Source organism: Massilia sp. Leaf139 (assembly GCF_001424165.1).
Lineage (GTDB): Bacteria > Pseudomonadota > Gammaproteobacteria > Burkholderiales > Burkholderiaceae_D > Telluria.
Genome location: NZ_LMOJ01000026.1, coordinates 26661 through 51654, shown reverse-complemented (window position 1 = coordinate 51654; position 24994 = coordinate 26661). Strand labels below are relative to the sequence as shown.

General features: G+C 67.0%; 23 protein-coding genes and 1 riboswitch. Of the genes, 15 read left to right on the top strand and 8 right to left on the bottom strand.

Translation table 11 applies throughout. From position 1 onward, the window contains the following. Positions 1-25: 25 nt before the first annotated feature. Complete coding sequence (locus ASF77_RS21260) at positions 26-316, bottom strand: hypothetical protein (protein ID WP_056344383.1); 291 nt, start codon at positions 314-316, stop codon at positions 26-28. A gap of 168 nt (positions 317-484) precedes the next feature. Here ASF77_RS21260 and ylqF point away from each other — a divergent pair, with 168 nt between their 5' ends. The 7 genes from ylqF to ASF77_RS21225 all read left to right on the top strand — a co-directional run bounded on the left by ylqF (position 485) and on the right by ASF77_RS21225 (position 7803). After that, complete coding sequence (gene ylqF, locus ASF77_RS21255; protein WP_056344382.1) at positions 485-1405, top strand: ribosome biogenesis GTPase YlqF; 921 nt, start codon at positions 485-487, stop codon at positions 1403-1405. A gap of 252 nt (positions 1406-1657) precedes the next feature. Next, positions 1658-1889: riboswitch (cobalamin riboswitch) on the top strand. Positions 1890-1958: 69 nt separating this feature from the next. Next, positions 1959-3926 carry a TonB-dependent receptor gene (locus ASF77_RS21250; protein WP_082493970.1) on the top strand — a complete coding sequence of 656 codons (1968 nt, stop codon included), beginning with the start codon at positions 1959-1961 and terminating at the stop codon, positions 3924-3926. Between the two features lie 49 nt (positions 3927-3975). Continuing rightward, positions 3976-5004, top strand: coding sequence for an iron ABC transporter permease (locus ASF77_RS21245; protein ID WP_156648985.1), 1029 nt, complete (start codon positions 3976-3978; stop codon positions 5002-5004). Further along, complete coding sequence (locus tag ASF77_RS21240) at positions 5001-5798, top strand: ABC transporter ATP-binding protein (RefSeq protein ID WP_056344379.1); 798 nt, start codon at positions 5001-5003, stop codon at positions 5796-5798. The genes ASF77_RS21245 and ASF77_RS21240 overlap by 4 nt, the downstream gene beginning before the upstream one ends. Further along, on the top strand, positions 5795-6667 hold the full coding sequence (locus ASF77_RS21235; protein ID WP_056344376.1) for a cobalamin-binding protein: 873 nt from the start codon (positions 5795-5797) through the stop codon (positions 6665-6667). The genes ASF77_RS21240 and ASF77_RS21235 overlap by 4 nt, the downstream gene beginning before the upstream one ends. A gap of 156 nt (positions 6668-6823) precedes the next feature. After that, positions 6824-7492 (top strand): thiol:disulfide interchange protein DsbA/DsbL, encoded by a 669-nt coding sequence (locus ASF77_RS21230; protein WP_056344373.1) that lies wholly within the window; start codon positions 6824-6826, stop codon positions 7490-7492. Continuing rightward, positions 7489-7803 carry a hypothetical protein gene (locus ASF77_RS21225; RefSeq protein WP_056344367.1) on the top strand — a complete coding sequence of 105 codons (315 nt, stop codon included), beginning with the start codon at positions 7489-7491 and terminating at the stop codon, positions 7801-7803. Before ASF77_RS21230 ends, ASF77_RS21225 begins: the two co-directional genes overlap by 4 nt. A 113-nt stretch (positions 7804-7916) precedes the next feature. Here the strand turns inward: ASF77_RS21225 and ASF77_RS21220 are convergent, their stop codons facing one another. Then, the gene (locus ASF77_RS21220) at positions 7917-9221 is read right to left on the bottom strand and encodes an ATP-binding protein (protein WP_056344364.1); all 1305 of its coding nucleotides are present in this window, start codon (positions 9219-9221) and stop codon (positions 7917-7919) included. Between the two features lie 380 nt (positions 9222-9601). On the opposite strand from ASF77_RS21220, the gene ASF77_RS21215 reads away from it, so the two are divergent. From ASF77_RS21215 to blaOXA, 3 genes are read left to right on the top strand one after another with little or no spacing between them, the layout of a single operon-like run. Continuing rightward, positions 9602-10456 carry a MipA/OmpV family protein gene (locus tag ASF77_RS21215; protein WP_056344359.1) on the top strand — a complete coding sequence of 285 codons (855 nt, stop codon included), beginning with the start codon at positions 9602-9604 and terminating at the stop codon, positions 10454-10456. Positions 10457-10458: 2 nt separating this feature from the next. Continuing rightward, positions 10459-11154 (top strand): hypothetical protein, encoded by a 696-nt coding sequence (locus ASF77_RS21210; RefSeq protein ID WP_056344354.1) that lies wholly within the window; start codon positions 10459-10461, stop codon positions 11152-11154. An 11-nt stretch (positions 11155-11165) separates the two neighbouring features. Beyond that, entirely contained in the window at positions 11166-11945 is a 780-nt protein-coding gene (gene blaOXA / locus ASF77_RS21205; protein WP_056344351.1) for a class D beta-lactamase, read from the top strand. 44 nt (positions 11946-11989) lie between these two features. On the opposite strand, the gene ASF77_RS21200 is transcribed toward blaOXA, so the two are convergent. From ASF77_RS21200 to ASF77_RS21190, 3 genes are all read right to left on the bottom strand, one after another. Beyond that, positions 11990-12688, bottom strand: a complete 699-nt coding sequence (locus tag ASF77_RS21200) for a response regulator transcription factor (RefSeq protein WP_056344348.1) — start codon at positions 12686-12688, stop codon at positions 11990-11992. Between the two features lie 159 nt (positions 12689-12847). Beyond that, positions 12848-14299: an aminotransferase class V-fold PLP-dependent enzyme gene (locus ASF77_RS21195; protein ID WP_056344345.1), complete on the bottom strand. Its 1452-nt coding sequence runs from the start codon at positions 14297-14299 to the stop codon at positions 12848-12850. A 65-nt stretch (positions 14300-14364) separates the two neighbouring features. After that, positions 14365-14829, bottom strand: coding sequence for a Rid family detoxifying hydrolase (locus ASF77_RS21190; RefSeq protein ID WP_056344340.1), 465 nt, complete (start codon positions 14827-14829; stop codon positions 14365-14367). A gap of 260 nt (positions 14830-15089) precedes the next feature. On the opposite strand from ASF77_RS21190, the gene ASF77_RS21185 reads away from it, so the two are divergent. Continuing rightward, positions 15090-15695, top strand: a complete 606-nt coding sequence (locus tag ASF77_RS21185) for an isoprenylcysteine carboxylmethyltransferase family protein (protein WP_056344337.1) — start codon at positions 15090-15092, stop codon at positions 15693-15695. A 24-nt stretch (positions 15696-15719) separates the two neighbouring features. On the opposite strand, the gene cadR is transcribed toward ASF77_RS21185, so the two are convergent. Continuing rightward, complete coding sequence (gene cadR, locus ASF77_RS21180) at positions 15720-16148, bottom strand: Cd(II)/Pb(II)-responsive transcriptional regulator (protein ID WP_056344335.1); 429 nt, start codon at positions 16146-16148, stop codon at positions 15720-15722. Between the two features lie 135 nt (positions 16149-16283). On the opposite strand from cadR, the gene ASF77_RS21175 reads away from it, so the two are divergent. The 4 genes from ASF77_RS21175 (at position 16284) to ASF77_RS21160 (ending at position 22331) form a co-directional block, all read left to right on the top strand. Next, entirely contained in the window at positions 16284-16628 is a 345-nt protein-coding gene (locus ASF77_RS21175; protein WP_056344332.1) for a hypothetical protein, read from the top strand. A 104-nt stretch (positions 16629-16732) separates the two neighbouring features. Continuing rightward, entirely contained in the window at positions 16733-17971 is a 1239-nt protein-coding gene (locus ASF77_RS21170; RefSeq protein WP_056344329.1) for a TolC family protein, read from the top strand. Beyond that, positions 17968-19182: an efflux RND transporter periplasmic adaptor subunit gene (locus tag ASF77_RS21165; RefSeq protein WP_056344326.1), complete on the top strand. Its 1215-nt coding sequence runs from the start codon at positions 17968-17970 to the stop codon at positions 19180-19182. The genes ASF77_RS21170 and ASF77_RS21165 overlap by 4 nt, the downstream gene beginning before the upstream one ends. Positions 19183-19196: 14 nt before the next feature. After that, entirely contained in the window at positions 19197-22331 is a 3135-nt protein-coding gene (locus ASF77_RS21160) for an efflux RND transporter permease subunit (RefSeq protein WP_056344323.1), read from the top strand. 70 nt (positions 22332-22401) lie between these two features. Here ASF77_RS21160 and ASF77_RS21155 read toward each other — a convergent pair whose 3' ends face one another. Both ASF77_RS21155 and xseA read right to left on the bottom strand, forming a co-directional pair. Beyond that, positions 22402-22980 (bottom strand): superoxide dismutase, encoded by a 579-nt coding sequence (locus ASF77_RS21155; RefSeq protein WP_056344319.1) that lies wholly within the window; start codon positions 22978-22980, stop codon positions 22402-22404. Positions 22981-23100: 120 nt separating this feature from the next. Further along, the gene (gene xseA / locus ASF77_RS21150) at positions 23101-24462 is read right to left on the bottom strand and encodes an exodeoxyribonuclease VII large subunit (protein ID WP_056344316.1); all 1362 of its coding nucleotides are present in this window, start codon (positions 24460-24462) and stop codon (positions 23101-23103) included. Positions 24463-24994 lie beyond the last annotated feature (532 nt).

Below are 24994 nucleotides of genomic sequence, written 5' to 3'. Positions count from 1 at the left end.
ACGGGTTCCCCCGTCCACCGCAGCGTCATCCTGCGCGTCCCTGCGCAATCCGTTTTTTCTCCGCCGCGCTCGGCCGCTTGCCGACCACGTAGACCACATACATCGGCTCGGCCACGCCGGGCTGCGGCTGCGCCAGTTCGACTTCCGGCGCCACCCCCGCCTGGCTCGCGGGCTGGGGCTTGTCCTGCTTGCCTTCCAGGCAGGCGGCCAGCACCAGCGCTCCGAATGCACCAAAAATCCAGATTTCGACATTGCGCGCGATACCCATGATCTTCTCCATGACGTTCTGACCGGCCACAAGCGGCCGTTCGATCATCCTGCCTGTCCGGGGTGACTCGATATTGCAACGAATCAAGCCGAAATGATTCCTAAAGGAAATAGAACGACAGTGCTTCAGGACGCCATGCACGGGCCAGCGTAAAATACCGCCTCGTTCGCAGAAATTGGAAAGCACAGCATGTCGATACAATGGTTCCCGGGCCACATGAACTCCGCCAAGAAGCAGGCGGAGGAGCAGATGGAATTCATCGACCTCGTGGTCGAAGTGCTCGACGCACGCCTGCCCGAGGCAAGCTGCAACCCGCTGGTCGACCGCATCCGCCAGTTCCGCCAGCGTCCCTTCCTGAAAGTCCTCAACAAGATCGACCTGGCCGACCCGGCCGCGACCGCCGCCTGGAAGGCGTATTACGACGCCAAGCCCGGCGTGACGGCCTATCCGATGACGACCAAGAAGCCGGCCGACGTGGCCCGCCTCCCGGCGCTGGCGCTGTCGCTGGCGCCTCACCGCGGCGTGCCGACCAAGCCGCTGCGCATCATGATCATGGGCATTCCGAACGTCGGCAAATCGACGCTGATGAACGCGCTCCTGAAAAAACGCGTGGCCAAGGTCGGCGACGAGCCGGCCGTCACCAAGGTGCAGCAGAAGCTTTACCTCGACAAGCACACGGTGCTGGTCGACACCCCGGGCCTGATGTGGCCGAAGATCGAGATGCCGAGCGACGGCCTGATGCTCGCCGCCAGCCACGCGATCGGCACGAATGCCCTGATCGAGGAAGAGGTGGCCTTCTTCCTGGGCGACGTCCTGCTCGAGCGCTATCCGCAGCTGCTGGCCGCCCGCTACGGCTTCAAGACCGAAGGCCTGGACGGCATCGGCGTGGTCGAGCAGGTGGCCGCGCGCCGCGGTTTCCGCGTGCGCGGCGGCGAGTTCGACGTCGAAAAGGCGGCCCACGTGCTGCTGCACGACTACCGCAGCGGCGCCCTCGGCCGCATCAGCCTGGAGACCCCGGAAACGCGAGCGGCGCGCCTTGAAGCGCACCGGATCGAGAAGGAAGAGAAGGAGCGCATCGCCGCCGAGAAGGCGGCCGCCAAAGCCGAGGAAGCGGCGCGCGGCAAACGCGGAACGTAAGGTCATCGGACGCACGTAACGCGGGCATGCCCGCGTTCGCTGCGTAACCGGACGCGCTGCACGCGTGGGCTCGGGGAGCCCGGTGAACCCGTCATTGATGCCATTGGCATCAATGACCCCGTACGGTGCACCACCGTCGTTGGCTGCGGCCTATCGTAGGGCGGACATGCCCGCGTCCACCGCATGAACACCCGCGCCCTAAGACGACGCCCCCACGCCTCGAATCCTTGCTCGCGCTTCTCTTGCTCGATATATAATGCACCCCGTTTTGGTGCCCGCGTGCGCAATCTGCGCGCGCAGTTAAACGGGAAACACGAAGCCACGACGCCCCCGGCGTCCAGCCAACGTGTGCTGCCCCCGCAACGGTAAAACAAGCGTCGCCTCCGGCGACCGGCCGCCTCGAACACCACCGTGCCCCGCATGGGAAGGTGAGTGCGGCCTCCGCTTGTCAGCCCGGATACCGGCCAGGACAGGTGGACGAACGACACGTTACGTCCGTTGAATCCGGGCTGCGGGGACGCAGGCTGGGTGCTCATTATCGAAGAATCACACCATGACTTTTGCTGCTGTTTCGAACGGCGCGCCGGCACTCAAGCCGCTCGCGCTGGCCTGCGCTTTCTCCTTCTCCCTGCTGTCCGGCGCCGCCTTGGCCGATGAACAGGCGATCTCCACCGTCCACGTCACCGGCGCCCGTTTCCCGAGCGATGCCGCGCTGCCGCCCGTCGGCGCCACCGTCATCACGGCGGAGGAAATCCGCAGCGCCGGCGTCGGCGACGTCAACGCCGCCATCCGCAAGATCGGCGGCGTGTACGGCCGCCAGAGCCTGGACGGCTCGCCCGACTTCGGCCTCGACCTGCGCGGCTTCGGCACCAACAGCAGCCAGAACCTGGTGATCCTGGTCGACGGCGTGCGCATGAACGAGAACGAACTGGCCGGCGCCGTCCTCTCCAGCATCCCGGTCGACACCGTCGAGCGCATCGAAATCACCCGCGGCGGCAGCAGCGTGCTGTATGGCGAAGGCGCCACCGGTGGCGTGATCCACATCTTCACCAAGCGCGGCACGGAGCCTGGCTACCATGGCTCCCTCGTCCTCGAGCGCGGACAGTTCGACCAGCACGACGCGCGCGCCACGCTGCGCCACGGCGAAGGGCCACTCTCCTTTGATCTCGCCGCCGGCCACCAGGCAACCGACAACGACCGCGAGAACAACACCTTCCGCCAGAAGACCGTCAGCGGCGGCTTCCAGTGGGCGCAGGACGCGACGCGCCTGGGCCTGCGCGTCGAGAGCGCGCGCCAGGAAGCGCGCTTCCCCGGCGCGCTGTCGCTGGCGCAGTTCGAGCAGAATCCGCACCAGTCCTTCAAGCCGAACGACTACGGCACCCTCGACAGCGACCGCGCCGTGGCCTTTGCCGAGCACCGCATCGGCAGCGTCGAACTGGCCGCCGAGCTGTCGCACCGCGAACGCGAGGTGGTGTCGGTGTATGACTTCGGCGGCTTCCTGTCGGAAGGCGTGTACCGCAGCCGCCAGACCCAGTTCTCGCCGCGCCTGCGCCAGCTCGCGCGCCGCGACGGCCTGCTCAACGAATTCGTCGCCGGCGTCGACCTGATCGACTGGCAGCGCGACACCAGTTTCGGCTCGAACGCCAGCCAGGACTCGAAAGCGCTCTACCTGCGCGACGAACTGCGCTTCGCCGGCGCGCGCAATGCCCGCCTGGCGCTGGGCGGCCGCCACGAGCGCTTCGAGAAGAAGGAAGCCAATCCGGCCCAGTTCGTGCCGAACGGCGAGCAGAAGCAGAACGGCTGGAGCCTGGAAGGCAGCATCGACCCGATGGTCGGCGTGACCGTGCACGCCAAGGCCGGGCGCAGCTACCGCCTGCCGAACGCCGACGAGAACGGCTTCCGCTCGAGCCTGGGCCTGCTCGAAGCGCAGACCTCGCGCGACCTGGAACTGGGCGTGACCGTCGGCGCCAAGGCGCGCCAGGTCTCGGCGCGCGTGTTCCGCCACCGCCTGGAAAACGAGATCTTCTTCGATCCGACCGTCACCCCGTCGACCCCGTTCGGCGCCAATACGAACCTCGATCCGACCCGCCGCCAGGGCGTCGAACTCGACGCGGGTGTCGACCTGGGCGCCGACCTGCGCTTGAGCGGCCACTGGCAGCACGTGCAGGCCGAATTCACGGCCGGCCCGAACGCCGGCCGCGACATGGTGCTGGTGCCGAAGAACGTGCTGACCACGCGCCTGGCCTGGCTGCCGGCCAACGGACAGAGCTTCGACATCGGCGCCCAGTACGTCTCGGATCAGCGCTACGGCGACGATTTCGCCAACGGCTGCAGCGCGCGCATTCCCTCGTACACCACCTTCGATGCGCGCTACGCGATCAAGCTGGGCGCCTGGGAAGTGGCCCTGACCGGCCTGAACCTGGCCGACCGCCGCTACTTCAGCCAGGCTTTCAATTGCCGCGGCGGCATCTACCCGAGCGACGGCCGCCAGCTGAAGCTGTCGGCGCGCTACGACTTCTGATGCCTGAGCTGATGTCGTGAACACCGTGCCCGCCTTCACGCCCGCATCGATGCCCGCACGCCGGCGCGCGACACTGGCGCTGCTGGCCGCCTGCGCGCTGCTGGCGCTGGCGGGGGCGGGGCTGGCGGGCTCGGTGAGCGTGCCGCTGGCCGAGCTGCCGGGCGCCGTCGCGAGCCTGCTCGCCGGCGCGCCCGACAGCATGGCGGCGACCCTGCTCGACCTGCGCCTGGGCCGCGCCAGCAGCGCCTTCGCCACCGGCGCGTCGCTGGCGCTGGCCGGCGTCATGATGCAGGCGCTGGTGCGCAATCCCCTGGCCGACCCGTACGTGCTGGGCGTCTCGGCCGGCGCCGCGGTCGGCGCGCTGGCGGCGCTGCTGTTCGGCGCGGCCTTGTGGCTGGTCGACCTGGGCGCGCTGGCGGGGGCGGTGGCGATCTCGCTGCTGCTGTACGCGCTGGCGCGGCGCGATCTCGGGGGCGGGCGCGGCGCCGTGGCGGGCGGCGCGCATTCGGGCGATCCTGGCGTCCTCCTCCTCACCGGCGTGGTGCTGGCATCGGCCTGCATGGCGCTGGTGACCCTGATGCTGTCGGTCGCGCCCGAGTCGCGCCTGCGCGGCATGGTGTTCTGGATGATCGGCGACCTGGCCGGCAGTTCCTGGCGCCTGCTGCCCTGGCTGGTGCTAGGCGGGGCGCTGCTGCTGGCGCTGCGCCGTGCGCGTGCGCTCAACGTGATGGCGCTGCATGCCGAGGGCGCCGCCACGCTCGGCGTCAACGTCGGCGCGCTGCGCCGTTTCCTGTTCCTCTGTTCGGGCTTGCTGACGGCCTGCGCGGTGACCACGGGCGGGGCCATCGGCTTCGTCGGCCTGGTGGTGCCGCATGCCTGCCGCCATGCCTTCGGCCCCGACCACCGCATCCTGCTGCCGGCCGCCGTGTTGGCCGGCGGCGGCTTCCTGGTGCTGGCCGACACCCTGGCGCGCACCGTGCTCGCGCCCCAGCAGCTGCCGGTGGGCGTGCTGACCTCGCTGATCGGCGTGCCCGTCTTCCTGTTCCAGCTGCACCAACTGCATCTGCGTGCCCGATGATCGAGACCCGTGAACTCACCCTGCGCGCCGGTGCGCGCCTGCTGGTCGAACACCTCGACTGGCGTGTGAACGCCGGCGAAAGCTGGTGCGTGATCGGCCCCAATGGCGCGGGCAAGAGCACGCTGCTGCGCACGCTGGCTGGCCTGCGCCCGCCCGACGCCGGCGCCGTCGACCTGGCCGGCAAACCGCTGGCGGCCTGGCCGCTGCCGGCCCTGGCGCGCGAACGCGCCTACCTGGCGCAGGCGCGCGGCGACGCCTTCGCCTACCGCGTCATCGAAACCGTGCTGATGGCGCGCCACCCGTATCACGCCGACCGCTACTGGGAAGGCAGCGACGACCACGCGGCGGCCGAAGAAGCCCTGCGCACGCTGGACGTGCTGCACCTGGCCCAGCGCGACGTGCGCACGCTCTCGGGCGGGGAGCGCCAGCGCGTGGCGATCGCCGCGCTGCTGGCCCAGGACACGCCGCTGCTGCTGCTGGACGAGCCGGCTGGCGCGCTCGACCTGGCGCACCAGGTGGCGATGACGAAGCTGCTGGCGGGTCTGTGCCGCGAGCGCGGCAAGGCCGTGGTCAGCGTCGGCCACGACCTGAACCTGGCCTGGAGCGGCGCCACCCATGCCTTGCTGCTGCATGGCGACGGCCGCTGGCGCGCCGGGCCCGTGCCCGAGGTCATGCGCGCCGACCTGCTGGGCGCCTGCCTCGGCCACCCGATCGCCGTCATCGAGCATGACGGCCGTACCATCTTCCTGCCCGCGGCGCCGTCCGCGGAACCCGTCGTCCGGAGAGTTCAATGAAAACAATGTTGATTGCGCTGATAATGCTCACCGCATCTTCCGCCCAGGCGGCCGTCAGCGTCATCGACGACAGCGGCAAGCGCGTCGTGCTGGCCCGGCCGGCCCAGCGCGTGATCTCGATGGCCCCGCACGTGACCGAGCTGGTGTTCGCGGCCGGCGGCGGCGCGCGCATCGTCGGCGCCATGAACTACAGCGACTATCCGTTCGAGGCGCGCATGATCCCGCTGATCGGTTCGAACAGCCAGATCGACCTGGAACGCGTGATCGCCCTGAAGCCCGACCTGCTGATCGTCTGGCAAAGCGGGAACACGGCGCGCCAGATCGCCCAGCTGCAGAGCCTCGGCATCCCGGTCTTCCACAGCGAGCCGCGCAGCCTGGACATGGTCGAGAGCAGCCTGCAGCGCTTCGGCCGCCTGCTCGGCACCGAGAAGACCGCCGGCGCGGCCGCGGCCCGGTTCCGCGCCAAGGTGAACGACCTGCGCACGCGCTACGGCAGCCGTTCGCCAGTGACCGTGTTCTACCAGGCCTGGGACAACCCGCTCTATACGCTCAACGGCGACCAGATCGCCAGCGATGCGATCCGCCTCTGCCGCGGCAAGAACATCTTCGCCGAGCTGAAGACCATCGCGCCCCAGGTCAGCGTGGAGGCGGTGCTGCAGCGCGATCCGGAAGCCATCGTCGGCGGCAAGGTATTCGCACCGGAAGACCGCGGCCTGACGGTATGGGCGCCGTACAAGGGCATGAAGGCGGTGCGCCGCAACAACCTGTTCACCCTCGACGACGAACTCATCACGCGCCCGGGGCCGCGCGTTGTCGACGGGGCCGCCAAACTGTGCGCGCGGCTGGACGAGGCGCGGGCACGGCGCTGAATGTCCAGCAAGCCCGCAGTAAGCCCGCGGTAAGCCCGCGGTAAGCGCACGTTACAGCGGTAAGCAAATGCAAAAAATCGTTTCCGCGCCTGAGGAGAGGGCGAAAAAGTGGTAATCTCCCGGTCGTTTTCTTCAATTCCAACACCAAGGATTTCTATGCGCCGCTCCCTGCGTTTTGCCCTCGTTGCCGCCAGCCTGGTCGCCAGCACCGCTTTCGCTTCGCCCACCAATCCGCAGAACGGGGTCGAATACGTCACGCTGGCCACGCCGCAGCCGGTACAGACCGTCGGCAAGAAGGTCGAAGTCGTCGAATTCTTTGCTTACCACTGCCCGGCGTGCTACGCGCTGGAACCTGGCCTGAACGAATGGGTCAAAAAGAATGCGGACAAGGTCACGCTGCGCCGCATCCACCTGCCGTTCACGGGGCCGGCCGATCCGGAAGCGCACCTGCACCTGACGCTGCAGGCGATGGGCAAGGAAGCCGAGATGCACGGCAAGATCTTCAACGCCGTGCACGCGCAGCGCGTGCGCCTGATGAAGGACGAGCAGATCATCGACTGGGTGGCGAAGAACGGGATCGACAAGGCCAAGTTCATGGAAACCTGGAATTCCTTCGGCGTCATGACCAAGCTGCGCCGCCTGCCGCAAGTGACCACCACCTACCAGGTGAGCAGCACGCCGACCATGATCGTCGACGGCAAGTACCAGACCTCGCCGGGCCTGGTGGCCGAGAAGCTGAAGATCCAGGATCGTAACCAGATGCTGCAGGCGCACTTCCAGGTGCTCGATGCCCTGGTCGCGAAAGCGGCCGCCACGAAAAAATGAGCGAAGGTGAACGCAAAGTCCTCGAACTCTACGAGGGCGCCCGCCCTCGGGACGAGGAACTCTTCGAGACCAGTCACGTGAACCACTGGGCGTGGTCGCTCGCGGTGATCCTGCTCGGTCTCGTGATCTGGCTCTGCATTGCGCTCGTCAATGCCGAGAACCAGCGTCATGCCCTGATGACGAATCAATGTCCGGATCCGGTGTTCAAGGGCGGGGTCGACAAGGCCTGCCTGTACACGGTGCGCTCGCGGGATCACTGGTGGGAGCACCTGTGGTACGGGTTCACGCATGTGAGGCCGGAGGTCAAGTAATCACCTTGTGGTTTGCATGCGTTGTAACGCGGGCATGCCCGCCCTACGTTGAACATCCGCCAACGTAGGGTGGGCTCCCCGAGCCCACGCGTAAGGCCTGCACCTCGACTGCCTCACCTCTGCGGCAACACCACCACCAGCTTCGCCCCACCCAGCGCCGACTCCTCCACGTGCAAGCTGCCGCCATGCAGCAGCACCGCCTTGCGCGCGATCGACAATCCCAGTCCGAATCCGCCGGTGGCCCGGTCCCGGCTGCGGTCGAGCCGATAAAAGGGCTCGAAGATGCGCTCGCGTTCCTCCGCCGGAATCCCCGGGCCATCGTCCTCGACCGCGATCGTCACCCGTCCGCCGTCGCGGCGCGCCGTGACCTCGATGCGTGCGCCCGCATACTTCTGCGCATTCCTCAGCAGGTTCGACAGCGCCCGCCCCAGCAGCCGTGAATCCGCTTCGATGGTGCCGACGTCGAACGCGCAATCGATGGCCGGGCGCGGTTCGCCCGGCGGCAGGCTCGCCTCCACCGAGCGCAGCAGGGCCGCCACGTCGACCGCTTCGCGTTGCGGCGCCTGGCCGCTGTCGAGCCTTGCCATGCCGAGCAGTTCGTTCACCAGGCTGTTCAGCTCCGCCAGGTCGCCCTCCATGGCCGCGATGCGCTTCCTGAGGGCGGGGTCGTCCGTCTTGTCGCCAAGGAGTTCGAGCGCGAATTCCAGGCGCGCGATCGGCGTGCGCAGTTCGTGCGAGACCGAATGCAGCAGGTTCTTTTGCGACACCAGCAGCTCTTCGATGCGGTCGGCCATGTGGTCGATGCGCTCGGCCAGCGGATAGATGCTGGCGGAGGGCCGCATGTGCGCCCGTGCCGAGAGCTTGCCGGCGCCGAACTCGTCGGCCACCCGCGACAGTGACTGCAGTCCCTGCCAGTGCGAGCGCGACCACAGCGCAATCGGCACCAGCAGGGCCAGCGCCACGATCACGTAGCGCACGGCTTCCATCTGCAGCGCCAGGCTGACGTCGATCGGCAAGTCCTGTACGTGCAGCACCTCGTCCTCGCTGCCGATGTAGCGCTCGCCCTTGAGGTCGACGCGGCGGTAGAAGGACTTGCCGTCGACGTCGAGCACGACCTCGCCGCGGTCGAGCGCGCCGAGGCTGGTGGCGGGCAGGAAGGAGCGTGCCCTGGTGATGGGAATCAGGTCGTAGCGCGTGTCGGACACTTCGCGCACCCGGTTCAGGCGCGCCAGCCATTCGTCGGCGGGGGCGGCGTCGACATACTGCTCGACCAGGAAGATCTGGGCCGAGGCCTGGCGCCGCGCGATGTCCTCCAGCGGATCGCCGAACAGGCGGCTCATGGCGAAATAGATGACGAAGGTGGCGGCTGTGATCGACAGCATCACCAGCATGAAGAAGCGAAAGAAAATCCGGTTCACCCGGGTCCTCGCAGGGCGTGGCAACAGCCTGTTTGTTTCTGAAACATTGATTTTCTCCTAATGCCATTGTAGCGGAGGCGCGATATCGACGGGGAGTTACAAATTCATGACAATTACTCGACAACTGATAAGAACTTGGAAACAGCTTAGCCGTTAGGATTAGTCCTATCAGGTTTTCCGTTTGCCCACTCGACATGCGAGTGTCGAGTGGGCTTTTTTATTCCGGTCGCCGCCGTCGTGCGCGCGGCCACTGGCGCTGGCGCCGCCCCCATGCCGGGGCGGCCGATCCTGACGATTTGCGCACGCGAAACAAGACTTGGGAGCTGGGCTTGCCTCAACGTAAAATACTGGCACCTAGGTTCTCGATTTCTCTTTCACCCATGACCAAGCTTTTCGCCTTGGCCGCCTTTGTGCTCGCCGCCGCATCGAACACGGCCTGTGCCCAGATGCCGGCGACCAATCCGATGCCGGACGGCAGCCGCGATATGTATATCGGGCTGGGCCTGGTCTCGACCCCGCGTTACCAGGGGGCGGACGAGCGCGAGCGCAGGGCGCTGCCCGTGCTGCAGGTGCAGTGGAGCAATGGCGCCTTCATTTCCGGCATGCGCGCCGGCATCCACCTGTCGCGCGCGCCGGGTCTCGAGTTCGGCCCGCTGCTGGAACTGGAGCCGGGCCGCGACGCGGAAGGCGAGGGCGGCGGACTGGTCGGTGCCGCCGAGGTGCGCAGCATCCTGGTCGCCTTGCCGCAGGCCACCGTCAGCGGCAACCGCCTGGCCGGCATGCCCGCCATCGAGCGCCGGGTGCAGGGCGGGGGCTTCCTCAACTATTACCTGACGCCCGCATGGCGTTTTACGGGCAGCCTGCTGTACGGCGCCGGCAATGCCCGTAACGGCATGAAGCTCGAACTGGGCGTGCAGCGCCTGGCGCTCGCACTCGGCCCCCACCACCGGCTGGCGCTGGACGCCGGCATCACTGTCGCCAACCGGCGCTACAACATGGCGTATTTCGGCGTCAGCGAGAGCGATTCCTTCGCCAGCGGCAATGCCGTGTTCGATGCCGGCGGCGGCCTGAAGGACGCGCGCCTGGGCCTGCGCTGGAACTGGGCCTGGTCGCCCGCCTGGATGCTCGCCTCCAGCGTGCAGGCCACTCGCCTGCTGGGCAGTGCCCGCGTTAGCCCGCTAGTCGAGCGGCCGACCAACCTGACGGTTTCCACCGCCATCGCCTACCGCTTCTGACGATGCCACTGGCCAGCCACCTCACCGCCTGCTGCACCTCCTTCCTCGTCGCCTCCGCTTGCGCGCCGGTGGCGGCGGGCGAGTGGGTCAGCTACCGCGACGCCTACCGCGCCATGGTGGTGTTCGAAAAATATGGCGGGCAGAAGAATTACCTGCAAAGCCAGCTGCAGGTGGCGCCGCAGGAGCGTGGCGCCTCGCTCGAGGGCGTGCAGCTGACCCTGGCCGGCAAGACCAACCAGGTCAACCTGCCGCTCGATCCGCTCGGGCGCACCCCGTTCCCGCTGCTCAAGGGCGCCTACGACGAGAACGTCGCCCTGCTGCTGAGCCGCAAGATCGGCAGCTTCAATGTCCGTCCGCGGGTCTCGATCGCGCTCCAGCCGGACGGCGTCTACGAGGACGGCGAGCTGCGCGCCGCCTGCGAGCAGGCGCTCGGCTTCGCCCGCTATGGCGACGGGTCGCTGCGCACGCGCCAGTGCAGCGGCGTGCGCTTCGTCTTCGCCAAGAAGGCGCTCGAAGCCGGCGTGCGCCTGCACCGGCCCGACGGTTCCGACCTGATGCTGCCGGTGGCGCCGGGCATCGCCTTTGCCGGCGACGCCGACGACGGCTTCCCGACCGTGCTCTACCGCTTCGCCGGCAACGAGAAGGTACAGCTCGTCACCAGCTATCCGCCCCTGGCCATCGTGCCGCTGTTCGACTAAAAGGATTCCCCATGCGCCGTCTACTGCCCCTTCTGCTCGTGCCCGCCTGCCTGGTCGTCCAGGCCGCCGAATGGAAGGAAGACGCCCGCCTGGCAAAGTTGTTCAAGCAGGAAAACGTGCGCGGCAGCTTCGTCGTGCACGACCTGGCGAACGACAGCTATACCGTGCACGACCGCGAGCGCGCGCAAACACGCTACGTTCCCGCATCGACTTACAAAATCCCGAACAGCCTGATCGGCCTGGCGACCGGCGTGGTGGCGGACGTGGATCAGGTGCTGCCGTATGGCGGCGGGCCGACGCGGCGCCCGGAATGGGCGCAGGACATGTCGCTGCGCGACGCGATCCGGGTGTCGAACGTGCCGGTCTACCAGGGCCTGGCGCGCCGCATCGGCATGGAACGCATGCGCGCCGGCCTGCGCCAGTTCGAGTACGGCAACATGGATCCGGGCAGCGTGGTCGATACCTTCTGGCTCGACGGCCCGCTGAAGATCAGCGCCGTCGAGCAGACGGTCTTCCTCGACAAGCTGGTGCGCGACGCCTTGCCGGTGCCGAAGGCGGCCATGGCCGGCGTGCGCGCCATCCTGCGCCAGGAAGGCCATGCCGGGCTGTATGCGAAGACCGGCTGGGGCGCGCCGGGCGGCGGGCCGGATATCGGCTGGTGGGTGGGCTGGGTGGAGAAGGAGGGGAAGGTGTACACCTTTGCGCTCAACCTCGATATTCCGGACGATGAGACAGGGGCGAAGAGGGTGCCGTTGGGCAAGGCCAGCCTTCAAGCGCTTGGGCTGTTGTAGGGGTGGGCGAGGCCAATGGCATCGCCCACCCCTACGATCGCGGGTCAGTTCCAGGCCGATGGCGAGAACAGATAACCCTCGCCCCACACCGTCTTGATCTTTTCCGATTTCGCATCGTCGAACTTGCGCCGCAATTTCGAGATGCAGTTGTCGATGCTGCGGTCGAGCCCGTCGAACTCGATGCCGCGCATTTTTTTCAGGAGTTCGTCACGTGAGAGTACGCGGCCGGCGGCTTCGGCCAGCACCAGCAGCAGCTTGTATTCGGTATTGCTCAGCACGCAGAGTTCGTCGCGCCAGTAGACCGTGCGGTCGGCGCCGACGATGCGCAGGGCGCCGAAGACGAGTTCGCCGCCGTCCTGTCCCGACCTCGGCGCGTTTTTCGGCTGGGTACGGCGCAGCAGGGCGCGCAGGCGGGCCAGCAGCACGCGCGGCTGCACCGGCTTGTTGACGAAATCGTCGGCTCCCTGCTCGAGGCCCGAGACTTCGTCGTAGGAGTCCTCGCGCGCGGTGAGGATCAGGATCGGCACTTCGGACTGTTCGCGGATCCGGCGGCAGACGACCATGCCGTCCATGCCCGGCAACATCAGGTCGAGCACGACGATGTCCGGCTGAAAGGTCTGGAAGCGCGCCAGCGCCTCGTCGCCGCGCGTCACCAGTTCGACCGCGAATTCGTAGCCAGACAAATATTCGGTCACGAGCTCGGCCAGGCGCGCGTCGTCTTCCACCAGTAAAACTCGGTACATGCTGTTCTCCTCGACCGATATTGTATAGATGCAATCGGTTGCCGGCACCGGGGACGACATTCTGGCGACAGTCGAATACATTTTCGGGACAAATAGCCGCGTTCGTCAACGAAAAAAGAGCCGCACGCGGCGGCTCTTTGAAGACAGGTAGGAAGGGTTTCAGCCCATCTTCGTCGTGAGATCCGCCATCGCCGCGACCAGCTTGTCGACATCGGCCACGCTCGTCCACAGGTGGGTCGAGATCCGGATCACGTAGTGGTCGCTCGGCGCACCCACCACCGGCACGTTCACGTTGCGGATCACGAAGCCCGGGTTGTAGTCGCTCAGCATGCGCGTGACGAACTGGCCCGACTTGGTGCTGTTGAACACGTCGGCGGGATTGCGGAAAGGATTGAAAGAGGTCAGCGCGGAGACCAGCTTCGGATCGTCCATCGGCGAATACAGGCTGCCCACGCCCCAGATCTCGGCGATGCGCTCCTTCAGGTAGGCCGACAGGGTCAGGTCGTAGGTCTCGATCTTCTTGCGGCCGATCTGATCCCAGATGCCACAGGCCGAGACCAGCGCCCGGAACATCGGCGTGTGCAGGCTGCCGCAGGACGTGATCACCGAGCCGATGTCGTAGGTGGCCGTGCCGTTGGTGGTGCGCGGGCGCGGCGTCCAGCTGCTGGTGTGGATCGGGAACCAGTTCGGCAGCGGCAGCGGGTTCGACGCCCGGATCTTGTTGCGTACCACCAGGATGCCGGTCGAGCCCGGGCCGCACTGCCACTTGTGGCCGGCGCCCGACATGAAGTCCATGCCCAGGTCGGCATAGTTATAGGCCATCATCCCCGGCAGGTGGGCGCCGTCGACGATGCTGATCAGCTCGTGGCGCTTGGCCACTTCCATCAGCTCGGCGATCGGCAGCATGGTGCCGGTCTTGTAGGTCGGAGACGACCACATCATGGCGCGTACGCGCTTGCCCTGCGTGCGCAGGCTGCGGATGTGGTTGTCGAACAGGTCGACATAGGTCTGCGCCGTCTGGTTGTTGCCGACCGGGAGGGCGACGCGCGAGACTTCGATGCCGTAGCGCGCCACCGCGATCGCCAGCGGCACGTCGCCGCCCGGGTGCTCGTGGTTGGTGGTGACGACCACGTCGCCCGGCGCCCACTGCAGCCCGAGGATGGCGTGGCACATGCCCGAGGAGGTGTTGGCCGAGAAGGCCAGCTCGTCCGGATCAACGCCGAAGCCGGGCGCGACCTGGGTGCGTTCGGTCAGCAGGTTCGTATAGCCGCTCAGGCACTCGGCCGCCTTGGCGCGGTTTTCGGTGTCGAACAGGTCGAGCGAGACGATCGGCATGGAACCCGCGGTGCCGACGTTCATGAAGCGCTTGGCCGGGTTCAGCGGGAACATGGCGTTGACCGTGGCCCAGAAGCGCTCGTCGGCCAGCAGCTGGTTGCGCAATTCGTCGGCGCGGCTGCTGGCGTTGCCGCTGCTGCAGCCGGCCAGCGAGCCGAGCGAGGCCGCCAGCGCGCCCGAGCCGAGGATGCGCAGGAAGTCGCGGCGGTTGCTGCTCCAGTGTTCGGGGACGGCGATGGCGCCGCCGGCGGTGTCGGTGTCGATCTGTTTCTGCATGCGGGTCTCCGGTGGGTGGATGTGTCGATCGGGCGGGGCAGCGATTCGAACGCAGTGGCCCGGACTCAGCGGCGCGCCGCGATCACGGCGATTTCGATCTTGGCGTCGCGCGGCAGGCGGGCGACCTCGAGCGTGGCGCGGGCCGGCGGATCCTTCTGGAAGAACTGGCCATAGACGGCATTCATGGCGGCGAACTCGTTCAAGTCCTTCATGTAAACCGTGCTCGACAGCACATCTTCGAAGCCCAGGTTCTGCGAGGCCAGTTCCAGTCCGATGTATTCCAGTACCTTCCGGGTCTGCTCTTCGATGGTCGTGCCCTCGATCGCGGTGCCCGCCTTGTTCAGCGGGATTACGCCCGAGAAATAGATCAGCTTGCCGTGCCCGATCATCTGCGAGTAGGGGCCGATGGCCGGATAGATCTTGTCGGTCGACAGCACCTCCTTGCCGCGCATGTCGAAGCTGGCGCAGCCGCTCGTGGCCAGCGCGCAGGCGGCCACGCAGGCCGAAGCGATGAATTGTTGGATGTTCACGCGTTTTCCTCGTCGATGAAAATCGGGATGTTGGTTTGCGTCAGGAAATATGCCCGACCCATTAAACGCGCGATTTCGCACAGCCATGGCGCATCGGCATGCAGGCTTGTTATGAATCAATTTTGCGGAAGGGGAAGCGTTGTCCGTACGCAGCGGCAGGCGCCGGTTTCATGCGCAGGGAATAGGGCGAGGAGTGCTTGACCCCGTAGTTGCTACGGGGTGTGTAATCGGCCGCAGTCCACCACCACAAGGAGCGTCCCATGATTCCCGTCACCGAAGGTCTTGCCCTGCTGCTCACCGTGCTCGTCTATGTCGCCGCGGCCTTTCTCTGGCCAAGCTTCCGGGTATGGAAGAAGACGGGCCTGAACCCCTACGTGCTGCCTACGACCGACGACGTCTATGGCCTGGTGACGAGCGGGATGCGCGCGGTGATGACGGGAATCGGCGCCTATGCCGTGCTGCAGCTGGGCTGGCCGGAGCTGGAACCGGCGCTGGGATCGATCGCCTGGCTGCGCCATCCCGCACTGGCGGCGGCGGCCTGGGCCGGCCTGGCGCTGGCGCTGGTGTGGACGGTGGTGACCCAGATGCAGATGGGCGTGTCCTGGCGCATCGGCATCGACCGCGCGCACGCCACCGCGCTCGTGACGACGGGCCTGTTCGCCTGGTCGCGCAATCCGATCTTCCTCGGAATGCGGGTCTGCCTCCTGTCCCTGTTCCTGCTGCGGCCGAACGCCCTCACGCTGGCGCTGCTGCTTTCAGGCGAACTCCTGATCGGGTTCCAGGTGCGGCTGGAAGAAGCCTTCCTGCGCGAGCGGCACGGGGCGGACTACGCTGCGTATTGCGCGAGGGTGGGGCGCTGGCTGTAAGGCGCGGCAAGCGCGCCCGGCCGCTCAGCCATGCACGCGGTGCAGCGACACCTCGCAGCTGCCTTCGGCGCCGAGGGCGCGCAAGATCTCGCACGCACTCGTCGTATCGTCAGTCACACAGCGGCCCCGCAGCTCGCGCAGTTGCGCCTCCAGGGCCGTCAGTGCCTGGATGCGCTCGGCAACGTGGCCGATATGGTCGTCGAGGAGCTGGTTCACGCCCGCGCACGCGCGCTGGGGATCGTCGCGCAGGGTCAAGAGGGAGCGGATCTCGTCCAGGGTCATGTCCAGCGCCCGGCAATGGCGGATGAAGAGCAGGCGCTCGCCGTGCCGCTCGGTGTAGCTGCGGTAATTGTTCATGGCCCGCTCGGGCGGCATGAGCAGGCCGATCCGCTCGTAATAGCGGATGGTCTCCACCAGGCAGCCCGATTTCTCCGCGAGTTCACCAATTTTCATCGGAATCGTCCTGTTCGATTGTCAAACGCTTGACCCTGCACCGGCTACAGGGTTTTAAATACGCACTATACAGCGCTTGCAAGCTACCATTGCCAGCTCGGCTACACTAAGGGCTGATTTCCCCGCTAAAGACCGATGAAACGCATCTTCCTGATCGTCCTGCTCGTGCTACTGCCGCTCCAGTTTTCCTGGGCGATCGCAGGAACGTATTGCGCGCACGAGGAAGCGGCGGCGCCCCATTTCGGCCACCACGTGCACAAGCACGATGACACGGGAGACGACGGCAAGCACGAGGCAAAGAAGCTGCAAGCGGATCCCGACTGCGACTACTGCCACCACGTCCCCTCGAATGCGATCGCCCCCGCCGCGCCGGCATGCGCGCAGCCCGGTCCGAGCATGCACCTGCGCACTGAGTCGCCCCGCTTTTCCTCCCACATCCCCGAGCTGATTCCCCGGCCCGACTGGCTGCTCCGCGCCTAGACACCGCGGTGTCGCGCGCATCGAACCCGCCCCGCGCGAGCGGCGCCATGGTGCCGACGCCGCCGAATAGACACTTCGTTCGGAGAGACAAATTGAAGAAAACTATGTTATCGCTTGCGATGGCGGGGATGGCTTGCGTGCCATCCCTTGCGCAAGCCCAGGCGGCGATCCCGCTGACGGTCGATGCGGCCGTGGCGCGTGCGCTGCGCGTGCATCCGGAGATCCGCGCCGCGCACAACGAAGTTGCGGCGCAGGACGGCGCCCTGCGCCAGGCCGGGCTCCTGCCTAATCCGGAACTCGAACTCCTGCGCGAAGGTGCCGGCGAGCCGAACCGCAGTTCGACCGTCCAGCTGAACATCCCGCTCGAGTTTGGGGGCAAACGCGCAGCGCGCATCCGGGCGGCCGAGCGCGAGCAGCGTGTCGCCTCACTGGACGCCGGCGCCGTGCGTGCGCGCATACGCGGCGAGACGATTGCCGCTTTTTACGAGGTGGTCGCGGCGACCGAGCGCAGCCGCCTGGCCGGCGAGATCGCAGCGATCGCCGCCAAGGCGAGCGAGGCGGCCGGCAAACGGGTGCTCGCCGGGAAGTTGTCGCCGGTCGAGGAGACCCGCGCCAGGGTGGCGCAGGCGGGCGTGCGCATCGAGGCGGTTCAGGCCGAGCGCGAACTGACGCGGGCCAGGGCCAGGCTAGCGGCGCTGGTCGGCGCCGACCCGCACGAGATCGCGCTAGCAAGCCCGTCGCCGATTGCGCCGCCGCCTGTCGCAAGCTTGCCGGCGCTGCTCGCGCAACTGGAGCGTGCGCCCGAACTGGCGCGAGCACGCGCGCAGGTCGAGCAGCGCCAGGCCGTGGTCGAGCTCGAGCGAGCGCGGCGCATGCCGGATGTGACGGTGGCCCTCGGCAGCAAGCGCGAGGTCGGCCACCGGCAGGCCGTCGTGGGCCTGTCGCTGCCGCTGCCGCTGTTCAACCGCAACCAGGGCGCTCTGCTCGAATCCCTGCGCCGCACCGACAAGGCGCGCGACGAGCGCGACGCCGCGGCGCTGCGCCTGCGCGCCGAACTGGCCGATGCCCATGCCCGCATGGCCGCCGCCCTCGATGAAGCGGCCCTGATCGCGAACGAGATGCTGCCCGGCGCCGAGACGGCCTACCAAGCCGCCAGCCGCGGCTTCGAGCTGGGCAAGTTCAGCTTCCTGGAAGTGCTCGACGCGCAGCGCACCCTGTTCCAATCGAAAAACCAATATCTGCTGGCGGTGGCGGAGAGCTACCGGGCCGCGGCCGAGATCGACCGGCTCGTCGCTGCGACCGGCCCCGTCGGCGGCACCACGCAAGCACAGGAGCAAGAATGAACAAGCATCAGTCAAAAGTCATTGCGATCATGGTGGCACTGGCCCTCGTGTTCGGCGGCGTCGTCCTGTTCAAGGGCCGCAACGGCGGCGCGCAACAGGCCGAGCACACGGAAGCAAAAAGCGAGGGCGGCGAACACGCCGAAGGCGAGCACAACGACGAGCATGGTGAAAAGCACGCGGATGAAGGTCTGATCCGCTTCAGCGACGAGCAGGTCAAACTCGCCGGCATCACGATGCACAGCGCCGCCGCAGCCCATCTGGACACCTTCATCCGGATGCCCGGCCAGATCGCCCTCAACGAGGATCGCACCGCCCACGTCACCGCGCGCGCGGCCGGCGCGGTGGAGCGCGTCGCCGCCACGCTGGGCCAGGAGGTCAGGAAAGGCGACACCCTCGCCATCATCGCCAGCGCCGAGATCGCCGGCCAGCGGGCCGACCTGGCCGCGGCCGGGAAACGCCTTGCCTATGCGCGTAGCGTCTACACATCGGAAAAGACGCTGTGGGAAGAGAAGATCTCCGCCCGCCAGGATTACCTGAAGGCGGAAAGCGAGCTGCGCGAAGCCGAGATCGCCGTGCAGGGCGCGCGGCAGAAACTGGCCGCACTGGGAGGCATGGGCGGCGCCGGCGCCAGCAACCGCCTGCAGGTACGCGCCCCGTTCGGCGGGACGATCGTCGAAAAGCACGTGGCCCAGGGCGAAGTCGTCGGCGCCGATACGCGCATCTTCACCGTCTCGGATCTGTCGACCGTCTGGGCCGACGTCGTCGTGCCGGCCAAGGATCTGGAGATCGTCCGGGTCGGCACCGAAGCGGTGATCCGCTCGGTCGCGTCGAGCACGACGGCGCCGGGCAAGGTGAGTTTCGTCAGCAGCCTGATCGGCGAGGAATCGCGCTCGGCCAAGGCCCGGGTCGTGCTGGACAACCCGCAGACCGCGTGGCGGCCGGGGCTCTTCGTCAACGTCGACATCGTCACCGGTTCGGCGCAGGTGCCGGTGGCCGTCGCCAGGGAAGCGCTGCAGACGGTCGGAGGGCGCCAGGTGGTCTTCAAGCGCGTCGGCGCGGGCTTCGTGGCGCAGAGCGTGGCGGTCGGGCGCTCGGACGGGCGCCTGGTCGAAATCGTCAGCGGCATGAAGGCGGGCGAGCAGTACGCCGGCGCCGGCAGCTTCGCGATCAAGGCCGAGGGGGCCAAGGGCGACGCCGAGCACGGCCACTGAGGGGACACACGACCATGTTCAACCGAATCATTCGTGCCTCCATCGCGCACCGCTGGATCGTCATGTTCCTCGTCCTGCTCATGGCGGCGGCCGGTGTCTACAACTACCAGCGGCTGCCCATCGATGCCGTGCCGGACGTGACCAACGTCCAGGTGCAGATCAATACCGCCGCGCCGGGCTTTTCGCCGCTCGAGACCGAGCAGCGCATCACCTTCCCGATCGAGTCGCTGATGGCGGGCTTGCCGCAACTCGAGTCCTTCCGCTCGCTGTCGCGCTACGGCCTGTCGCAGGTGACCGTCGTCTTCAAGGACGGCACCGACATCCATTTCGCCCGCCAGCTCGTCAGTCAGCGGCTGCAGGACGCGCGCGAGCAGCTCCCTGGCGGCGTCACGCCCGCGATGGGGCCGATCGCCACCGGCCTGAGCGAAATCTACCTGTGGACGGTCGAGACCGTGCCGGGCGCGAAGAAGCCCGATGGCGCGCCTTACACGCCGACCGACCTGCGCGAGGTGCAGGACTGGATCATCAAGCCGCAGCTGCGCAACGTGCCGGGCGTCACCGAGATCAATTCCATCGGCGGCTACAACAAGGAATTCCTGGTCGCGCCGAATCCGCATCTACTGTCGTCCTACGGCCTGGGGCTGGCGGACGTCGTCACGGCGCTGGAACGCAACAACGGCAATGTCGGCGCCGGCTATATCGAGCGGGCCGGGGAGCAGTACCTGATCCGCGCGCCCGGCCAGGTGGAATCGATGGCCGACATCGGCAACATCGTCGTCGCCAACAGCGGCGGCGCGCCGGTACGGGTGCGCGACGTGGCGGAGGTGTCGATCGGCCGCGAGCTGCGCACGGGCGCGGCCACCGAGAACGGCCAGGAGGTCGTGCTGGGCACCGTCTTCATGCTGATCGGCGAGAACAGCCGGGCGGTGTCGAGCGCGGTGGATCGGAAGATGGCCGAGATCAACCGCACGCTGCCGCCCGGCGTCAAAGCCGTCACCGTCTACGACCGCACCATCCTGGTCGAAAAGGCGATCGGCACGGTCAGGAACAACCTGCTCGAAGGGGCGGTGCTGGTGGTGGCGGTGCTCTTCCTCTTCCTCGGCAACCTGCGCGCGGCGCTGCTGACCGCGATGGTGATTCCGCTGGCGATGCTGTTCACCTTCTCGGGCATGGTGGGCAACAAGGTCAGCGCCAACCTGCTCAGCCTGGGCGCGCTCGACTTCGGCATCATCGTCGACGGCGCCGTCGTCATCGTCGAGAACTGCGTGCGCCGCCTCGCCCAGGCCCAGGCGCGCCAGGGCCGCACCCTGAGCATGGAGGAACGCTTCGAGGAGGTCTTCCTGGCGGCGCAGGAAGCGCGGCGTCCACTGCTGTTCGGCCAGTTGATCATCATGATCGTCTACCTGCCGATCTTCGTGCTCACTGGCGTGGAGGGCAAGATGTTCCATCCGATGGCTTTCACGGTGGTCGTCGCCCTGCTGGGCGCGATGATCCTGTCGGTGACCTTCGTCCCGGCGGCCGTGGCCCTGTTCATGAGCGGGCGCGTCGAGGAAAGGGAAGGTCGCCTGATGGGCGCCGCGCGGCGCCAGTACGAGCCGGTCCTGCGTTATGTGATGGCGAACCGGCCGGTGGCGCTGGCCTTTGCCGGCATCGTGCTCGCCTTGTCGGTGCTGCTGGCGACCCGGCTGGGCACGGAATTCGTGCCCAACATGAACGAGGGCGACCTGGCCGTGCTGACGGTGCGGGTGCCGGGGACGAGCCTGACGCAGTCGGTGCGCATGCAGCAGCAGATCGAGACCACTCTGATCAAAAACTTCCCGGAGATCGCGCGCGTGTTCGCCCGCATCGGCACGGCCGAGGTCGCGTCCGACCCCATGCCGCCGAGCGTGGCCGACGGCTACATCATGCTCAAGCCGGAGAGCGCCTGGCCGAGGCCGAAGAAAACGCGCGCGCAGCTGCTGGCCGCCATCCAGCAGACAGTCGAGACCTTGCCGGGCAATAGCTACGAGTTCAGCCAGCCGATCCAGCTCCGGGTCAACGAGCTCATCTCCGGCGTGCGCAGCGACGTCGCGGTAAAGGTGTTCGGGGACGATCTCGACGTGCTGAATGCGACGGCCGCGCGCATCGGCGCGGTGCTGGACAGGGTGCCGGGCGCCAGCGAGGTCGCGGTCGAGCAGACCACGGGCTTGCCGATGCTGCAGATCAAAGTCGACCGCGAGCGCGCCGCCCGCATGGGCCTGAACATCGCCGACGTCCAGGACATGATCGCCACCGCGACGGCCGGGCGCGAGGCGGGCACCCTGTTCGAGGGCGACCGGCGCTTCGACATCGTCGTGCGCCTGCCCGAGGCGGTGCGCAGCGACATCGACGCCTTGCAGCGGCTGCCTGTCCCATTGCCGGCAGGGGCTGCGGGAGGAGCCCGGCACTTCATCACGCTAGGCGAGATCGCCGCCTTCGAGATGGCGCCCGGGCCGAACCAGCTCAGCCGCGAGCAGGGCAAGCGGCGCGTCGTCGTCACGGCCAACGTGCGCGGGCGCGATATCGGTTCCTTCGTGGCCGAGGCGCAGGAGCGCATCGCGGCCGAGGTGAAGGTGCCGACCGGCTACTGGACGACCTGGGGCGGCCAGTTCGAAAACCTGCAGGCGGCGGCGCGGCGGCTGCAATTGGTGGTGCCGGCCTCGCTGCTGCTGGTGTTCGCGCTGCTGTTCGTGATGTTCAACAACGTCAAGGATGGCCTGCTGGTCTTCACGGGGATTCCCTTCGCGCTCACGGGCGGCATCTGCGCGCTCTGGCTGCGCGGCATCCCGATGTCGATCTCGGCGGCGGTCGGCTTCATCGCGCTGTCGGGCGTGGCCGTGCTCAACGGCCTGGTGATGATCACCTTCATCCGCGGCCTGCGCGAAGGCGGCATGCCGCTCGCCGCAGCGATCCATGAGGGCGCCGTGACGCGTCTGCGGCCGGTCTTGATGACGGCGCTGGTGGCTTCGCTCGGCTTCCTGCCGATGGCGATCGCCACCGGCACCGGGGCCGAGGTGCAGCGGCCGCTGGCGACGGTGGTGATCGGCGGCGTGGTCTCATCGACCTTGCTGACGCTGCTGCTGTTGCCGCTGATGTACGAGATGGTGCATCGGACGAGGGGGCGGCAATGAAAAAACCCCCGGGGTGTCCGACACGCCCGGGGGTTTTTTGCTTACGAGAGCGAAGCGATTCGCCCCGGCATTACGCCATGTTCTGGTTCACGAATTCCCAGTTGACCAGGTTCCACCACGATTCCACGAACTTGGCGCGGGCGTTGCGGTAGTCGATGTAGTAGGCGTGTTCCCAGACGTCGCAGGTCAGCAGGGCCTTGTCGTCGCTTGCCAGCGGGGTGTGGGCGTTCGAGGTGTTGACGATGTCGACGCCGCCGTCGGCCTTTTGCACCAGCCAGGTCCAGCCCGAACCGAAGTTGCCGACTGCCGACTTCGAGAACTCTTCCTTGAACTTGTCGAACGAGCCCCACTTGGCGTTGATCGCATCGCCGACCTTGCCGGTTGGCGCGCCGCCGCCGTTCGGCGTCATGCAGTTCCAGAAGAAGGTGTGGTTCCAGACCTGGGCCGAGTTGTTGAAGATGCCGCCCGAGGACTTCTTGACGATTTCTTCCAGCGACATGTTTTCGAACTCGGTACCCTTGATCAGGTTGTTCAGGTTCGTCACATAGCCAGCATGGTGCTTGCCATAGTGGTATTCCAGGGTCTCAGCCGAGATGTGCGGCTGGAGGGCGTCTTTCGCGTACGGCAGCGGTGGCAGAGTGTGTTCCATGTCTTATTCCTCTATTGGTTGGAAACGAAGTAATTCTTCGGAAACGGCGCGTATTTTAAACCGGATGGGCAGGCCTTGCTTGTTCGCTGCATATTGAACGGTGAAGCTTAGCGCACGCTCTTACTCCAGCCGCGCCTGCACGCTCGATACTTTGACTTCGGCACTGCCGTCGGCCAGACGCACGGTCAGCACCTGGCGCGTCTTGATCTCGCCCGGCGCGCGCAGGGCGTGCCCGGCGGCATTGCTGACGATCGCATAGCCGCGCTCGAGCGTGCGCTGGGGATTGAGCAGTTCCAGCTGGGCCACCAGGGCGTCGAGCGCGTCGCGCCGCTGTTTGACCGCACCGCACAGGCTTGCGTTCAGGTGGCGGCCTTCGGAGAGGAGCTGGGCGCGCAGCGAGCGCACCTCGGGCCGGTGGCGCGCCCAGCGCTGCTGGAGCTGGGCCAGCAGCACGCCGCCGCGGTTGAGCGGAGCGCGCACAGCATGAGTGGAGCTCGCGGCCATGGCGCGCAATTTGAGGCGCTGGTGCGCAATCTGGGCCGTGGGACTGAGCAGGCGCCGGCTGAGGTTGTCCAGGCCCTGGTTCGCTTCCGACAATTGACGGCGCATGGCGCGGCGCAGGTCGGTGGTGTCCGCCGCCAGCGAACCCATCCAGTCGTCGCGCGGCGTGGCCGCCAGTTCGGCCGCGGCTGTCGGCGTGGCGGCGCGCATGTCGGCGGCGAAGTCGGCGATGGTGACGTCGGTCTCGTGGCCCACGCCCGCGATCACGGGCATGCTGCAGGCGGCGATCGCGCGCGCCACGACTTCCTCATTAAAACTCCACAGGTCTTCGATCGAGCCGCCGCCGCGGCAGACCAGCAGCACGTCGACTTCGGCACGGTGTGAGGCCGTCATGATCGCCTCGGCGATCTTCTGGGCCGCGAACTGGCCCTGCACCGGCGCCGGGTACAGCACGATGTTCACATGCGGGGCACGGCGCTTGAGGGCGTGGAGGATGTCGCGCAAGGCCGCGGCCTGCGGGCTGGTGACGATCCCGATGCTGCGCGTGAACAGGGGCAGGGGACGCTTGCGATCCTGGTCGAACAAGCCCTGGCTGGAGAGCTTTTCCTTCAGGCGCAGGAAGGCTTCGTAAAGCTGGCCGACGCCGGCGCGCCGGATCGCCTCGACATTGATCTGGTAGTCGCCGCGCGCCCCGTACAGGGTGACCAGGGCGCGCACCTCGACCTTGTCGCCCTCGCGCGGCACGAAGCCGGCGTACTGGGCGCGGCCGCGGAACATGACGGCGCGCACCTGGGCTGCGTCGTCCTTCAGCGTGAAATACCAGTGCCCGGAACTGGCGCGCGTGAAATTCGAGATCTCGCCGCCGATCCAGGTGAGCGGGAAGGAGCGCTCGAGCAGGCGCGCCACCTGGGCGTTGAGGGCGGTGACCGTGAGGACGGGCGGGGCGGCGTAGGTGGCGTCGGAATCGGGAACGTTCAGCATGGTGGTTTCAGGCAGTTGAGCGGAAAGCTTATGACATAAGCATGGCGCGGCGACAAGGGCTTTTTGAATGGAAGCGCGGGTGCAGGGAGGCGCTGTATTTGGTGGCAGCAGGGGTGATTTGTTTAAAATCAAGGACTTGTTATTCGGTGGGTGTAGTTGGGCACAATCTTATCCACAGAAAATGTGGGGAACTCATCCATATCAGAAGAGCACTGCCGCGAAAGCGGGCGGGAAGTGCTTTCTTATTTGTAATCAGCCACTTGCGTAGATGGTGCTGCGCTTGCGCACATTGTTCTCCACAGTTTGTGTGCAGAAGGCGCGCGGATTCTTCGGGTTGGCGCTGGATTTCGGAGCGGTACGTTGGTACAGGCCGGTATGGTAGCGCCAGGCAGCAAGCATTCAAACGAGTGCCGCGATTTTATGCAGCACCGGTTTTTCCTTTGAAATCAATGTACTTGCGCTCGATCAAGGCGCTTCCTCACAATTTTGTCCACAGAAAATGTGCAGAACACGGTGCGTATCACGAGCGCCG